16 protein-coding genes are annotated in these 14,193 nt (G+C 44.3%); 1 reads left to right on the top strand and 15 read right to left on the bottom strand.

The genetic code is table 11. The annotated features are described in order from the left end of the window. Positions 1–55 precede the first annotated feature (55 nt). The 15 genes from J3U68_RS01045 to J3U68_RS00975 form a co-directional block, all read right to left on the bottom strand. The gene (locus tag J3U68_RS01045; RefSeq protein ID WP_267373616.1) at positions 56–475 is read right to left on the bottom strand and encodes a F0F1 ATP synthase subunit epsilon; all 420 of its coding nucleotides are present in this window, start codon (positions 473–475) and stop codon (positions 56–58) included. A 10-nt stretch (positions 476–485) separates the two neighbouring features. Further along, a complete protein-coding gene (atpD, locus tag J3U68_RS01040) occupies positions 486–1,883 on the bottom strand; it encodes a F0F1 ATP synthase subunit beta (RefSeq protein WP_267373614.1) in 1,398 nt (465 codons plus the stop codon). Between the two features lie 33 nt (positions 1,884–1,916). After that, positions 1,917–2,792: a F0F1 ATP synthase subunit gamma gene (gene atpG, locus J3U68_RS01035; RefSeq protein WP_267373612.1), complete on the bottom strand. Its 876-nt coding sequence runs from the start codon at positions 2,790–2,792 to the stop codon at positions 1,917–1,919. A 24-nt stretch (positions 2,793–2,816) separates the two neighbouring features. Further along, positions 2,817–4,364 carry a F0F1 ATP synthase subunit alpha gene (gene atpA / locus J3U68_RS01030; RefSeq protein WP_267373610.1) on the bottom strand — a complete coding sequence of 516 codons (1,548 nt, stop codon included), beginning with the start codon at positions 4,362–4,364 and terminating at the stop codon, positions 2,817–2,819. 10 nt (positions 4,365–4,374) lie between these two features. After that, positions 4,375–4,911, bottom strand: a complete 537-nt coding sequence (locus tag J3U68_RS01025) for a F0F1 ATP synthase subunit delta (protein WP_267373608.1) — start codon at positions 4,909–4,911, stop codon at positions 4,375–4,377. Positions 4,912–4,915: 4 nt separating this feature from the next. Then, positions 4,916–5,386 (bottom strand): F0F1 ATP synthase subunit B, encoded by a 471-nt coding sequence (locus J3U68_RS01020; RefSeq protein WP_267373605.1) that lies wholly within the window; start codon positions 5,384–5,386, stop codon positions 4,916–4,918. 64 nt (positions 5,387–5,450) lie between these two features. Next, on the bottom strand, positions 5,451–5,675 hold the full coding sequence (gene atpE / locus J3U68_RS01015) for a F0F1 ATP synthase subunit C (protein WP_267373603.1): 225 nt from the start codon (positions 5,673–5,675) through the stop codon (positions 5,451–5,453). 51 nt (positions 5,676–5,726) lie between these two features. Beyond that, on the bottom strand, positions 5,727–6,587 hold the full coding sequence (atpB, locus tag J3U68_RS01010; RefSeq protein ID WP_267373600.1) for a F0F1 ATP synthase subunit A: 861 nt from the start codon (positions 6,585–6,587) through the stop codon (positions 5,727–5,729). Beyond that, positions 6,584–6,916 (bottom strand): ATP synthase subunit I, encoded by a 333-nt coding sequence (locus tag J3U68_RS01005; protein ID WP_267373597.1) that lies wholly within the window; start codon positions 6,914–6,916, stop codon positions 6,584–6,586. Before J3U68_RS01005 ends, atpB begins: the two co-directional genes overlap by 4 nt. A gap of 183 nt (positions 6,917–7,099) precedes the next feature. After that, positions 7,100–7,969, bottom strand: a complete 870-nt coding sequence (locus tag J3U68_RS01000; RefSeq protein ID WP_267373595.1) for a ParB/RepB/Spo0J family partition protein — start codon at positions 7,967–7,969, stop codon at positions 7,100–7,102. A 71-nt stretch (positions 7,970–8,040) separates the two neighbouring features. Beyond that, a complete protein-coding gene (locus J3U68_RS00995) occupies positions 8,041–8,820 on the bottom strand; it encodes a ParA family protein (RefSeq protein ID WP_267373593.1) in 780 nt (259 codons plus the stop codon). Then, on the bottom strand, positions 8,817–9,452 hold the full coding sequence (rsmG, locus tag J3U68_RS00990; protein ID WP_267373590.1) for a 16S rRNA (guanine(527)-N(7))-methyltransferase RsmG: 636 nt from the start codon (positions 9,450–9,452) through the stop codon (positions 8,817–8,819). The genes J3U68_RS00995 and rsmG overlap by 4 nt, the downstream gene beginning before the upstream one ends. Next, a complete protein-coding gene (gene mnmG, locus J3U68_RS00985) occupies positions 9,445–11,337 on the bottom strand; it encodes a tRNA uridine-5-carboxymethylaminomethyl(34) synthesis enzyme MnmG (RefSeq protein WP_267373588.1) in 1,893 nt (630 codons plus the stop codon). The genes rsmG and mnmG overlap by 8 nt, the downstream gene beginning before the upstream one ends. A gap of 149 nt (positions 11,338–11,486) precedes the next feature. Then, the gene (locus tag J3U68_RS00980; protein ID WP_267373586.1) at positions 11,487–11,813 is read right to left on the bottom strand and encodes a hypothetical protein; all 327 of its coding nucleotides are present in this window, start codon (positions 11,811–11,813) and stop codon (positions 11,487–11,489) included. A 23-nt stretch (positions 11,814–11,836) separates the two neighbouring features. Next, a complete protein-coding gene (locus J3U68_RS00975; RefSeq protein WP_267373583.1) occupies positions 11,837–12,277 on the bottom strand; it encodes a surface-adhesin E family protein in 441 nt (146 codons plus the stop codon). 92 nt (positions 12,278–12,369) lie between these two features. On the opposite strand from J3U68_RS00975, the gene recQ reads away from it, so the two are divergent. Next, positions 12,370–14,160, top strand: a complete 1,791-nt coding sequence (recQ, locus tag J3U68_RS00970) for a DNA helicase RecQ (RefSeq protein WP_267373581.1) — start codon at positions 12,370–12,372, stop codon at positions 14,158–14,160. Positions 14,161–14,193: the final 33 nt, after the last annotated feature.

The raw sequence follows: 14,193 nt of genomic DNA, 5'->3' as shown, positions 1-14,193 counted from the left end.
TCGGGTTTTCATCTAATAATATAGTTTTAAATCCTGAAATGCTTATCAGAAAGACTTATTTTCGATTACGCAAATAATCCAATGTTTTCAGCTGAGCAATGGCCGCCGCTAAAGCTACATGAGCTTTGGCTAAAGATGCATCATCCTGAGCTTCATGAATACTTGATTCGGCCGCTTTTTTAGCTTCCTCAGCACGTTGCTGATCCATTTCAGCACTGCGAACAGCCACATCGGCCAAAAGTGTAATCTTATCCGGTTGCACTTCCAATACACCACCAGAAACAGCCACCAGAATTTCATCTTTCTGATCAGGTACCCTTAAACGAAGGGCACCAGGACGCACCAGACTCATAATGGGTTCATGGTGAGGATAAATACCAAGTTCACCTTCTAACGTGGGCACCACAACAAAACTTGCCTCGCCGGAATAGATATTTTCCTCATTGCTCACTACTTCCACTTGCATGGTACTCATCAAGCGCTCCTTAGTTTAGGGTTTTCGCTTTTTCAGCAGCTTCTTCGATATTACCGATCATATAGAAAGCCTGTTCCGGCAGGTGATCATATTCACCATTAAGAATAGCTTTAAAGCCAGCAATCGTATCACGCAAAGAAACATATTTACCTGGAGAACCAGTAAACACTTCGGCCACGTGAAACGGTTGCGACAAGAAACGCTGAATTTTACGAGCACGATTAACTGTTAATTTATCTTCATCAGACAGTTCATCCATACCCAAAATGGCAATAATGTCGTTCAATTCTTTATATTTCTGCAAAGTGGTCTGTACGCCACGTGCCACATCGTAATGATCCTGACCAATAACAGCCGGATCAAGCTGGCGTGAAGTTGAATCTAGCGGATCCACAGCAGGATAAATACCTAACGAGGCAATATCACGACTCAGTACCACGGTTGCATCCAAGTGAGCAAATGTTGTAGCTGGAGACGGGTCGGTCAAGTCATCCGCGGGCACATATACTGCCTGAATTGAGGTAATAGAACCGGTTTTGGTAGAAGCAATACGTTCTTGCAAACGACCCATTTCCTCAGCCAAAGTTGGTTGATAACCTACAGCTGAAGGCATACGACCCAACAGTGCAGATACTTCTGTACCGGCCAGCGTATAGCGATAAATATTGTCAATAAATAACAAGACATCACGACCTTTACCATTTTCGTCTTTTTCGTCACGGAAATATTCGGCCATGGTCAGCCCAGTCAATGCCACACGCAGACGATTACCTGGTGGTTCATTCATCTGACCGTATACCATCGCTACTTTATCCAGCACGTTGGAATCTTTCATCTCATGATAAAAGTCGTTACCTTCACGTGTACGCTCACCCACACCGGCAAATACAGATAAACCACTGTGTGCTTTGGCGATATTATTAATCAATTCCATCATATTGACGGTTTTACCTACACCTGCACCGCCAAACAAACCTACTTTACCCCCTTTAGCGAATGGGCACAGTAAGTCAATGACTTTAATACCGGTTTCCAGTAGCTCGGTTGAGCTTGAAAGCTCATCAAATTTAGGCGCCAGCTGATGAATAGAGCGACTATTCTCGGCTTTGATTTCACCGGCTTCATCAACCGGATGACCTAAAACGTCCATGATACGACCCAAAGTGGCAGTACCAACTGGTACAGTAATCGGGGCGCCGGTATTGACCACAGCCATACCGCGTTTCAATCCATCAGAAGTACCCATCGGTATAGTACGTACAATACCATCACCCAATAACTGTTCGACTTCGAGAGTTAAGTCGATATCAACAAGTTTTAGAGCGTCATACACATTTGGAATAGCATCATGTGGAAATTCTACGTCCACCACTGCACCAATAATTTGTACGATTTTGCCTTGGCTCATTATCGCATCCTAAGTTTATTTGACCTGTACCGCTTAAACAGCAGCAGCACCGGCCACAATTTCTGATAACTCTGTGGTAATCGCCGCCTGACGCGATTTGTTATATACCAGACGTAATTCTTTGATGGCATTGCTGGCATTGTCGGTAGCAGCTTTCATTGCTACCATGCGCGCAGCCTGTTCGGCAGCCATGTTTTCAGATAACGCCTGATATACCACAGACTCTAAATAACGGCGGATTAAAAATTCCAGCACTTGCTGCGGGGAAGGTTCATAAACATATTCCCAGCCATACTCTTTGCTTTCGGAAACCTCGTCTAATACGCTCTGACCGATTGGTAAGAGTGTTTCCAACCGCGCTTCCTGACGCATAGTATTGATAAAGCCGGCATACACCAGATAAATCGCATCCAGTTGACCTTTAGCATATCGCTGAAAAATTTCTGTTAACGGACCCAGTAATGCGGCCAGTTTGGGGGTATCACCCATCCCAACAACACTGGCAATCACATTGATACCCACTCGATTACAGGCTGCTAACCCTTTGCTGCCCAGACATACTACTTCGGTATCCAGACCCTGATTGGTACATTCCTGCACTTTATGAAAGAATGCTTTCAGGATATTAGCATTCAGACCACCACATAAACCTTTGTCACTGGTAATCACAATAAACCCAACGCGTTTACTGTCATTATTACTTCGTAGCATAGGTATATTATGGTCTGAATGGGTTTGAGCCAAATGGTTCATCACCAAACGAATTTTATCGGCATACGGTCGCGCCTGACGCATCCGTTCCTGAGTCTTCCGCATTTTAGAGGTAGACACCATCTGCATCGCTTTGGTGATCTTTTGAGTATTTTGAACACTGCGAATTCTGGTGAGAATCTCTCTTCCTACTGCCATTTCAGACTCCTTTCAATACCCTACTTACGCTTGGAAGTTGTAAGACGATTTGAAGGTCTTCATGGCATCATCCAGTTTCTGAGCATTTTCATCGCTCAGTGTGCCGGTTGCATCAATGTCTTGTAATACTTGCGGACACTGAGTACGCACGTGACCGAGAAAATCTGCTTCAAAAGCCAACGCTTTGGCTACTGGAACATCATCATATGAACCATTATTAATTGCCCATAAGGTCAGTGCCATTGCACCGGTACTCAGCGTGCTGAACTGTTTCTGTTTCATCAGTTCAGTCACCACTTCACCGTGACGTAACTGTTTACGTGTTGCTTCATCCAGATCAGAAGCGAACTGGGAGAAAGCAGCCAATTCACGGTATTGTGCCAATGCCAGACGAATACCACCACCGAGTTTCTTAATCACTTTAGTCTGTGCTGCACCACCCACACGGGATACAGAGATACCGGCGTTGATGGCAGGACGGATACCAGAATTGAATAAGTCTGTCTCTAAGAAAATCTGACCATCAGTAATGGAAATCACATTGGTCGGTACGAAAGCGGATACGTCACCGGCCTGAGTTTCAATAATCGGTAACGCAGTAAGTGAACCGGTTTTGCCTTTTACTGCACCTTTAGTCAATTCTTCTACTTCATGAGCATTGATACGAGCTGCGCGCTCCAGCAAACGAGAATGTAGATAGAACACATCCCCAGGATAGGCTTCACGACCAGGTGGGCGACGCAAAAGCAAGGAAATTTGACGATAAGCCACAGCTTGTTTGGATAAATCGTCATAGACGATCAAAGCATCTTCACCGTTATCGCGGAAATATTCACCCATGCTACAACCAGCATAAGGGGCAATATATTGCAAAGCTGCCGCTTCAGATGCTGTAGCAGCAACGATAATGGTGTGATCCATGGCTCCTTGCTCTTCGAGTTTGCGCACAACGCTGGCAATAGAAGAAGCTTTTTGACCAATAGCAACATAAATACAGATTACACCGGTATCTTTTTGATTGACAATGGCGTCCAATGCTACTGCTGTTTTACCGGTTTGGCGGTCACCAATGATTAACTCACGCTGTCCACGACCAATTGGTACCATTGAATCAATCGCTTTCAGACCAGTTTGCATTGGCTGATCCACAGACTGGCGTGCAATCACTCCAGGGGCAATTTTTTCAACTGAAGCTGTATGAGAGGCATTAATTGGTCCCTTACCATCGATCGGACGACCCAGCGCATCGACTACACGACCTATCAACTCCCGACCTACTGGGACTTCTAAGATACGTCCGGTACAGGTTACTTCATCGCCTTCTTTAATATGCTCGGATTCGCCCAGAATCACGGCACCGACGGAATCACGCTCCAGATTCATGGCCAGACCAAATGTATTACCGGGAAACTCTAGCATTTCCCCTTGCATGACATCTGATAAACCATGAACACGCACAATCCCGTCGGTCACTGACATTACGGTACCGCGGGTACGTAATTCGGTGTCAACATTCAAGTTTGCGATTTTGGCTTTAATCAAATCGCTAATTTCAGCAGGATTAAGCTGCATGAAAACTCTCCTAATTCATCAATGCCACATGCAGGCTATTCAATCTGCCTTGCACGGACAAATCCAGTACTTGGTCACCAACTTCAACTTTTATGCCACCAATCAATTCCGGCGCCACTATCTGATGCACTTTCAATTTGCTTTTGAAATGTGCTTCCAGATCAGTCACTATGTGCGCAAACTGCGCATCATCAATTGCATATGCCGTGTATACGGTAGCTTCTTTGATGTGGTTAAGCGACAAAGTATAATCTTGGAATAACGTATAAATTTCTGGCAATATTGATAAACGTTTGTTTTGTGCCAACAGAACCATGAGATTTTTGATACTCTCAGCAGGCTGATTATCCAGTAAAGAGATGATAGCTTCAGCCTTTTTTCTGTCTTCACATTCTGGTTCATCTATCAATAACTGTACTTTTGTTTGCAGTACAATTTCAGCCAGCGTTTTCAGTTCGTCCAACCAAGACTCAATCTGATTTTGTTCTTGTGCCAGACTAAATAATGCTTTGGCATAGGGTCTGGCTATGGTTGCGAACTCAGCCATGGGTTTACAGCTCCTGTTTCAGGTTCGCCAGCAATTGGGCATGACGCGAAGCATCCACTTCACTGCGCAAAATAGATTCAGCCCCTTTTAGTGCCAAATCTGCAACTTGTTGGCGCAATGCTTCACGAGCCCGGTTGGTTTCCTGCTCAACATCAGCTTTCGCCTGAGCCAGAATGCGCGCTGCCTCTACAGATGCTTGATTTTTGGCATCTGCAACAATTTGTGCCGCACGTTTCTCCGCATTGGTCACCATTTCGGCAACCTGATTGCGCCCCTCAGCTAAGACATCAGCAACTCGTTTTTCCGCCTGTGCAAAATCATTTTTACCACGTTCAGCCGCAGCCAAACCTTCGGCAATTTTATCAGCACGTTCATCAAGCACTTTAACAATGGGTGGCCATACGAATTTCATCGTAAATAGCACAAACATGATGAAGACAAGTACCTGTGCAATTAAGGTTGCATTAATATTCACTATTAAACCTTTAGAATTTGCGCTTATTAATTAAGCTGTTAACAACCAACAAATCTAAAACTTATTACATTTTCAGGTAGTACAGGAATGATACGCCCACAGAGATGAAGAACAGAGCGTCAACCAAACCTGCCATGATGAAAAATTTAATTAGCAGTGATCCCGATAATTCTGGCTGGCGAGCAGATGATTCCATATATTTAGCACCCAACAAACCCACACCAATTGCACTTCCCAGTGCAGAAATGCCAATCATCAGACCACAAGCGATTGCGATTAAACCACCCATTTACTTCACTCCTTAAGATAATCAAGAATATTACAACTAAACAATTTACCCTTAATGGGAATCATGTGCCTGACCCAGATAAACAAAGGTCAGTACCATAAATAAATATGCCTGTAAAACAATTACCAAAATGTGGAATATTGCCCAAGCTAATCCAGCAATAATTTGCGCTGAAAATAATAAAATATTCTGCTTATCACTGGCACCTGCCATACCCCATGTACCACCTAATAAGGCAATAACAAAAAATACAATTTCACCAGCATACATATTTCCAAATAACCGCATGCCATGAGACAGTGTTTTGGATATAAACTCGATGATATTCATTACAAAATTTGGAATGAATAACCAAACACTATTACCAAACGGGGCACAAAACATTTCATGCATCCAGCCAGAAAAACCTTTGATTTTAAGGTTATATACAATACAAAGGAATAAAACTGAAATAGCCATTGCCATGGGTGTGTTTAAATCAGCGGTAGGAACAACACGCAGATAAGCATGAGGATCGCCGGATAAACTTTGCCATAATCTAGGTAACAGATCCACTGGCAGCAAGTCCATGGTGTTCATCACCATGATCCATACAAAAATGGTTAATCCAAGCGGCGCGATGACTCTGCGAGATTTTTCGTTGCTGATTAACTCTTTGCAACTACTGTCCACAAATTCCACTAGTAATTCAACCGCAGCCTGTAAACGTCCAGGCACACCTGCTTTCATTTTTCGCGCAGTAATGAACAAAATGAAAAAGACCAAAATACCCGTGGTGATAGAAAAAAAGAGTGAGTCTAGATTAATGTATGAGAAATCAAATATTCCAGTTTGTACATCGGGTGATTTCTGAGTTAAATTAATTAGGTGATGGCTAATATATTCGCCCGGAGTCATCTCTGTGCCGCTCATAATAACAATCTTTTTCTAAGTGTGAATAATCCTGCCTGACTAACTAATATCAGTCCGATCAGGAAAGCAAACCAATTAACAGCAGAATAACATATATATACCAGCAACATCATTAAAAAAACCATTAAAACTTTACTGACTTCAACGGTTATGAGGGTTGCAAGTGATCGTGCCGGAAAGTGTTTTACGGCTTTAAGAGTTAATAGTACCAATAAAGTGGGTATTAAGTAACACAATCCACCTAATACGGTTGACCAGATAGCAGAAGTGTCCCACACCAATGTGGATACACAAATTGCGACAAACAACATGACTGTTTGCCAAGTCATGATCCACTTCATCCTATCACTCTGGGAATACTACAAGTTAACTGGATTAATATAATCAACATACCCAACAACGTCAAGTAGTGTGATCTGCAGTTGTGTATGCGGTGTAATGATATTTTCTTATTTATGCCATTCTCTTGCTTTAAATCAGTTTCCGTTGATCCTGAGTTTGACATCATGCTGTTATTCTGTACGAACTGAATCCAATCCCAACTGCTTGAGAAGGTTTTCTAGCGTTTCTGGATTATCGAAATGAAAAACAATTCGACCGTTATGCTGATTTTTACTTTGCACCTGAACGGGAACGGCAAAACGTTGCTCTAAAGCTGCCTCAATATGACGAGCTTCAGTACTTTTTTCCTGAACTGGGCGTGGTGGCGTTTCTGGTTTGGATAGTGCTTGCTGACTACGCCGCTCTACCTCCCGCACAGACCAACCATTCTGTGCGGCTTTTTGCGCCAAATCGATTTGCTGTATTACCGGCAAAGTCAGTAAAGCGCGCGCATGCCCCATTTCCAGTTGCCGGCTATAGATCAGATCTTGTACAGGTTCAGGCAAGTTAAGTAAACGCAAACTATTTGAAATGCTGCTGCGACTGCGACCTACGGCTTTGGCCACGGTTTCATGGGTAAGTCCAAATTCATCTACTAAGCGCTTTAACCCTTGCGCTTCTTCGATCGGGTTTAAATTTTGACGCTGAATATTTTCGATCAGCCCCATCGCCAAAGCTGCTTCATCAGAGATGCTTTTGACCACCACTGGAAGTTCGTTAAGACCAGCTAGTTGCGCAGCGCGCCAACGACGTTCACCGGCAATGAGCTCGAATTGTTGTAAACCCATTTCACGGACGATTATTGGCTGAATCACACCCTGTGCACGGATGGATTCTGCTAATTCCTGCAATGCTTCATCATCTATCTGCGTACGTGGCTGATATCTGCCAGGTATAACATCGGTAATGGCTACTTTGGTCAAGCGATCACCGCCAGTTATGTCACTACCCGAACCCAGCAAGGCATCAAGCCCCGCTCCTAATCCTTTTGCTTTTGCCATGTAACGCTCTTTATATATTCAATGATTTACATCACTGTTCTGTTGATGTGGTTAATAAATGTCAGGAGACATTATGCCTGTTTCTGTGCAGCGCGCAATAATACTTCATCTGCCAGAGCAAGATAGGCCTTAGTCCCAGTAGCTTTTGGGTCATATTGTAAGGCTGGCATACCATGACTTGGCGCTTCAGCCAAACGGATATTGCGTGGTATAGGGGTAGCAAAGAGTTTGTCTGGAAAATGCGCACTTAACTGATCATCAACCTGTTTGGCTAACAAACTGCGCGGATCATACAGTGTGCGAACGATACCCAGAATATCGAGTTCTGGATTGATTGCCTGGCGGATTTTACGCACAGTAGCAATTAAATCTGAAATTCCTTCTAAGGCATAGTATTCACATACCATTGGCACAATGATGTATTGAGCCGCCACCAGACCATTGATTGTTAATAAGGTGAGTGTTGGCGGGCAGTCGATAATGATATAGTCATATTGATCTGCTATTTGACTCAAGGCATTTTTCAACCGCATTTCCCGCGCCAGTTCTTGAACCAATTCAACTTCGGCACCGGCCAAAGCCCTGTTTGCCGGCAGCACATCGAATCCGCCATGCTGTGCGGGTGTAATGGCAGACTGGATGTCAACATTACCCAATAACACTGCATAGATACCATTGCTCACATTACCTTTATTAATACCGCTGCCGGTGGTGGCATTTCCCTGCGGATCTAAGTCAACAATCAGAACTTTACATTGACGTTCAACGAGTGATGCGGCTAAATTGACTACGGTTGTGGTCTTACCCACACCACCCTTTTGATTGGCTACGGCGATAATATGCGCACTCATGTATTTTCTTTCTTACGTACCAGCACCATATGCCGTTCAGCATTTAAATGAGGAACTGTCAGTTTATCTACCTGAACCAGTTCGACATTGTCAGGCAAACGCTCGATTTCCTCATAGGGGTAAACTCCCTTCATCGCTGCCCAACAACCTCCTTTAGCCATAAGCTGTTTGGTGATGGTAATAAAATCGTTTAATTCGGCAAAGGCGCGACTGGTAATGACATCAAATTGTTCTCCTACCATCGCTTCCACGCGAGCAGTGATAACTTGTACATTAGTCAGACCCAGTTCAATCACAGCCTGCTGGAGAAATGAAGTTTTTTTACTGTTGGCATCTAAAAGTGCTACTGGCAGATCCGGTCGAGCGATGGCTACCGGTATTCCGGGCATACCCCCACCACTACCTACATCAATTAAGCCACGAGCGTGTTCGACATAAGGTAATAAGGTCAGGCTATCGAGAATATGATGGCTGATGACATCTTGATCATTGCGCAAAGCAGTCAAGTTATAGGTGCTGTTCCATTTTTTCAACAAGTCTATAAAAGCCAGTAACTGTAATTGTTGTGGCACTGTCAGATCAATGTTCATTTGCTGCAAACCTTGTTGCAACATAGATTTCATATCAGTCATGCTGTTTAGCTCCCTCGAATCCCCGTTTCAGATGAACCATCAGTAGGGCAACCGCCGCCGGCGTGACACCTGAAATTCGAGATGCCTGTCCTACTGTTTCTGGTCGGAACTGATTCAGTTTTTGTTGTACTTCGGCAGATAGGCCCTTAACTTGTGCATAATCTATATTAAATGGCAATTTGAGCTTTTCCAGATTTTGACGATGACTCATTTCTTCATTCTGTCGCTCAATATAGCCTTGATATTTAGCCTGTATTTCTACTTGTTCAGCCGCATCTGCATCCAGAATCTCTTGTTGTGCATTGGGCAAGGTCATTAAATCAACATAGCTGACATTAGGTCGACGCAACATATCTAATAAACTGGATTCTTTACTTAATGGCTGACCAAGCACTCGTTGCTGCTCATTAATTGGCAAATTCAATGGCGTATACCAGATTTGACTAAGCCGTTGTAATTCACGCTGTACTGATTCCTGTTTTTGGGTAAACATTTGCCACTGCTCATCCCCCACCAAGCCAATACGCCGCCCTAATTCGGTCAAACGCATATCAGCATTGTCTTCACGCAGTTGTAAACGGTACTCAGCTCTGCTGGTAAACATGCGATATGGCTCGGTCACGCCTTTAGTAATCAGGTCATCAACCAGTACACCTAAGTATGCCTGATCACGCTGCAACACCAGCGGTTCGTCTTCACGAATGTATAACACGGCATTGGCTCCTGCCAGTAAACCCTGTGCCGCAGCTTCTTCATATCCGGTGGTACCATTAATCTGACCAGCAAAAAACAAACCAGCAATGGTTTTGGTTTCCAAACTGGATTTGAGATTACGCGGATCGAAATAGTCATACTCAATCGCATAACCCGGTCGCAGTATGTGGGCATTTTGCAATCCAGGCATGGAATGAACCAATTGCAACTGGATGTCAAATGGCAAACTGGTGGAAATACCGTTAGGATAAAACTCGTGGGTAGTGAGTCCTTCGGGTTCCAGAAATATTTGATGACTGTCTTTATCGGCAAAGCGATTGATTTTATCTTCGATCGAGGGACAATAACGTGGACCAACGCCTTCAATTTTACCGGTAAACATTGGGCTACGATCAAAACCGCTACGAATGATTTCGTGCGTCTGTCCGTTGGTGTGAGTAATCCAGCAAGAAATCTGACGTGGATGCATAGCACGGCTGCCGCGCACAGAAAATACGGGAGCCGGATTGTCACCCGGTTGTTCTTTAAGTTGACTGAAATCGATACTTCGTCCGTCAATGCGTGGCGGCGTACCGGTTTTTAATCTTCCTTGTGGCAGATTAAGTTCTTTCAAGCAACCAGATAACTGTTGCGCTGCCGGGTCCCCCGCACGACCACCTGCATAATTTTCCAGACCAATATGTATTTTACCAGCCAGAAAAGTACCGGCCGTCAAAACGATGGCCCGACCTCGAAAAGTGACGCCCATCGAGGTCTGCACGCCGACTGCTCGACCATGCTCAACCACGATATCTTCAACCTGCTGTTGGAACAATTGCAGATTAGGCTGGTTCTCCAGCATTTCACGAATGGCCGCTTTATAAAGAATGCGGTCAGCCTGAGCTCTGGTCGCTCGCACTGCCGGTCCTTTCGAAGCATTCAGGCGTCTAAATTGAATACCCGCATAATCGGCGGCCAAAGCCATCGCTCCGCCCAGCGCATCTACTTCGCGCACCAGATGTCCTTTGCCAATACCGCCAATAGACGGATTACAAGACATTTGACCCAATGTTTCGATATTGTGAGTAATCAGAAGGGTATGGGCTCCCATGCGAGCTGCGGCTAACGCAGCCTCTGTACCGGCATGACCACCACCAACCACAATAACGTCGTATTCAATCGGATAATTCATTTTCGCAACAGTTAGCTCCATAAGCTTGTGCTAACAGGCAGATTTTGCCTGAGCAAAATTGTTTTATTTTACGCGAGCTACTGCTTTTTGTCAGGTTGCACAGCGATTAACTCGGTGAAAAAACTTGTATTAATTCTGTATAACAATCACTATTGATTATGATGCACTGCCTGCCATGCGGCATCCAGCCTCGCCCCTGCCGCCTGCAAGCTCGAATCTGCTTGCTGACGCTGCTGTTCAGCCTGATTAAAGTCATTCTGTAATCTGGTGACATTGTCTTGTGCATTACGTAATTGCAACTGTGCGCTTTCAAGCTGGATTTGCAGTTGCGAAAACTTAGTACGGCTATTATTCTGACTGGATAAGGCTGCCTGATAGGCCTTTTGCGCACTGAGTAATTCAATTTCCGCGGGGGTTTCTGCCTGCACCACGGAAGCTGCTATCAATAGTAACCATAAACTGTTTTTTAATTTCATGGCTTTATCCCCTTTAATAAAATTTAATGACCACAGACATGTTTATATTGCTGCTCTACTGCCGAACCATGTGTCACATTCATTGGGCGCAAATCGGAGTCATTAAAATGATCCTGACGTATTATTTCGCCTTTAGCATCAAGTAATTCTACATCGAGTATGCGGAATAGTTTGCGACCGCAATCAATCTGAGTAGTACTGATGGCAGTTTTATAGGCCGGCGTGTTACTGTAATACTGTTGTTTTAAATCGATAACGGTTATACGGTCTCGAAAGGTAACCAAATTATTTTGGCGTTTAATGCTACCGCTATCCAGCGCATACTGAAGATTGCCACTGGCGGAGACACCTAGATTAATCCAATGACCATTAGCACTGAGCGGAGAATTGGTATTCTGACAGGCGGCTAATACAATACTCATAGCCAACGTGGTAACAAGATAACGCAGTTGAATGATTTTCATGTTTATTCCTTATAACTGACTTAAAGTACAGTCGGAAAAGAAAGTTAGTTGCAGTACAATACCTGTTTCAGAACAAAAGCAACAGGTGTTTAGTGACCCATGCCAAGCAAATTTTACACGATGTTTTCGGATATCCGGAATTTCGTGGCCAACAGGCGGAAATTATCGACACAGTGGCTCGTGGCAACAACGCCCTGGTGTTAATGCCGACTGGAGCTGGCAAGTCCTTATGTTATCAAATTCCAGCTCTAATGCGCGCTGGTGTCGCCATAGTCGTTTCACCTCTTGTTGCTCTGATGCAAGATCAGGTTACCGCTTTAACCGTCAATGGCATATCCGCAGCCTGTGTATTCAGTGGAACGAGCAGCGACGAAATCAGGCGTATTGCTGATGAAATTATGGCAGAACGGCTGCAGCTTTTGTATGTCGCACCAGAACGTCTGGTTATGCCAAAATTTTTACAATTTTTACATAATACTCATATTAGTCTTTTTGCCATAGACGAAGCTCATTGTGTCAGCCAGTGGGGACATGACTTCCGTCCAGAATACCAGCAATTATCTATTTTAGCAGAACAGTTTGCCGATATACCACGTATAGCCCTCACCGCGACGGCGGATACCGCCACTCGTCGTGACATCCAACATTATCTGCATTTGTCAGATGCGCCATTGTTTATTTCAAGTTTTAACCGTCCAAATATTGATTATCAGGTGGTGGAAAAAAATAATGGAAAAAGACAGTTATTGCAATTTATTCGCTCACAAATGAATGGTCAAAATGGTATTGTTTATTGCTTATCACGTAAAAGAGTGGAAGATATCGCCGCGTTTTTAAGCGAAAACGGGCTCACGGCTGTACCGTATCATGCAGGACTGGACTGGGAAACTCGCAGTCAGAATCAACGTCGTTTTACTCAGGAAGATGGCATCATCGTCGTGGCCACCGTGGCGTTTGGCATGGGCATAGACAAACCGGATGTACGTTTTGTTGCTCATCTGGATATGCCTTCCAGTATTGAACACTTTTATCAGGAATCCGGACGAGCGGGACGGGATGGTTTGCCCGCCATTAGCTGGCTATGTTACGGGCTGAATGATTGGGTACTGTTACGTGAGCGCATTCAGCTGGCTGAGCGGGACGACGCGCAAAAACGAATTGATTTACAAAAACTCGATAGCATGCTGGCTTTTGGTGAAACTGCTGATTGTCGCCGCCAGTTGTTGCTGCGCTATTTCGGTGAAGAAAGTCAGCCATGTGGTCATTGTGACAATTGCATTGATCCACCCCAAAAATTTGACGGTACCATTTTGGTACAGAAACTACTGTCATGCGTCTATCGGGTCGGACAACGTTTTGCTACCGGTCATGTGATCGATGTTCTACGGGGGCGCGATTCAGACTGGGTGCACCGCTTCGGTCATCAACATCTATCCACTTTCGGCATCGGGCGAGAGCAGACGGTAAAAGAATGGCGAACAATAGTACGCCAATGTGTTGCAGCCGGTTATTTAAATGTTGATATAGCCAATCAGGCTTTACAATTAACTGAACAAGCGCGTGCCGTATTAAAAAATCAGCAGCAAGTATGGCTGCGTCCATTACAACATGATCAATCTCGCAGCAGCCACAGTACTGATATCTGGTTGCGCACTGAACGCGAAGAACGGTTATGGCAAAAATTGCGCGAATGGCGTAAAAACCGTGCGCGTCAAAATAATGTACCGGCTTATACCATCTTTGCTGACCGTACCTTACAAGATTTAGTACAGCATCCTCCAACTACCCTGGCAGATTTAAATCAAATTTATGGATTGGGTGAAAGCAAAATCAAAAATTTTGGACAAGATATTATTGCGATTTGTCGCCAATGGGCAAATTAAAACCTCTTTTATACAAAAGTATCAACGACAGCA

The sequence above is a fragment of the Snodgrassella sp. B3882 genome (assembly GCF_026535915.1).
GTDB lineage: Bacteria > Pseudomonadota > Gammaproteobacteria > Burkholderiales > Neisseriaceae > Snodgrassella.
Note: the sequence above shows the minus strand (reverse complement) of the source record. Positions and strands in the feature narration are given on the sequence as shown.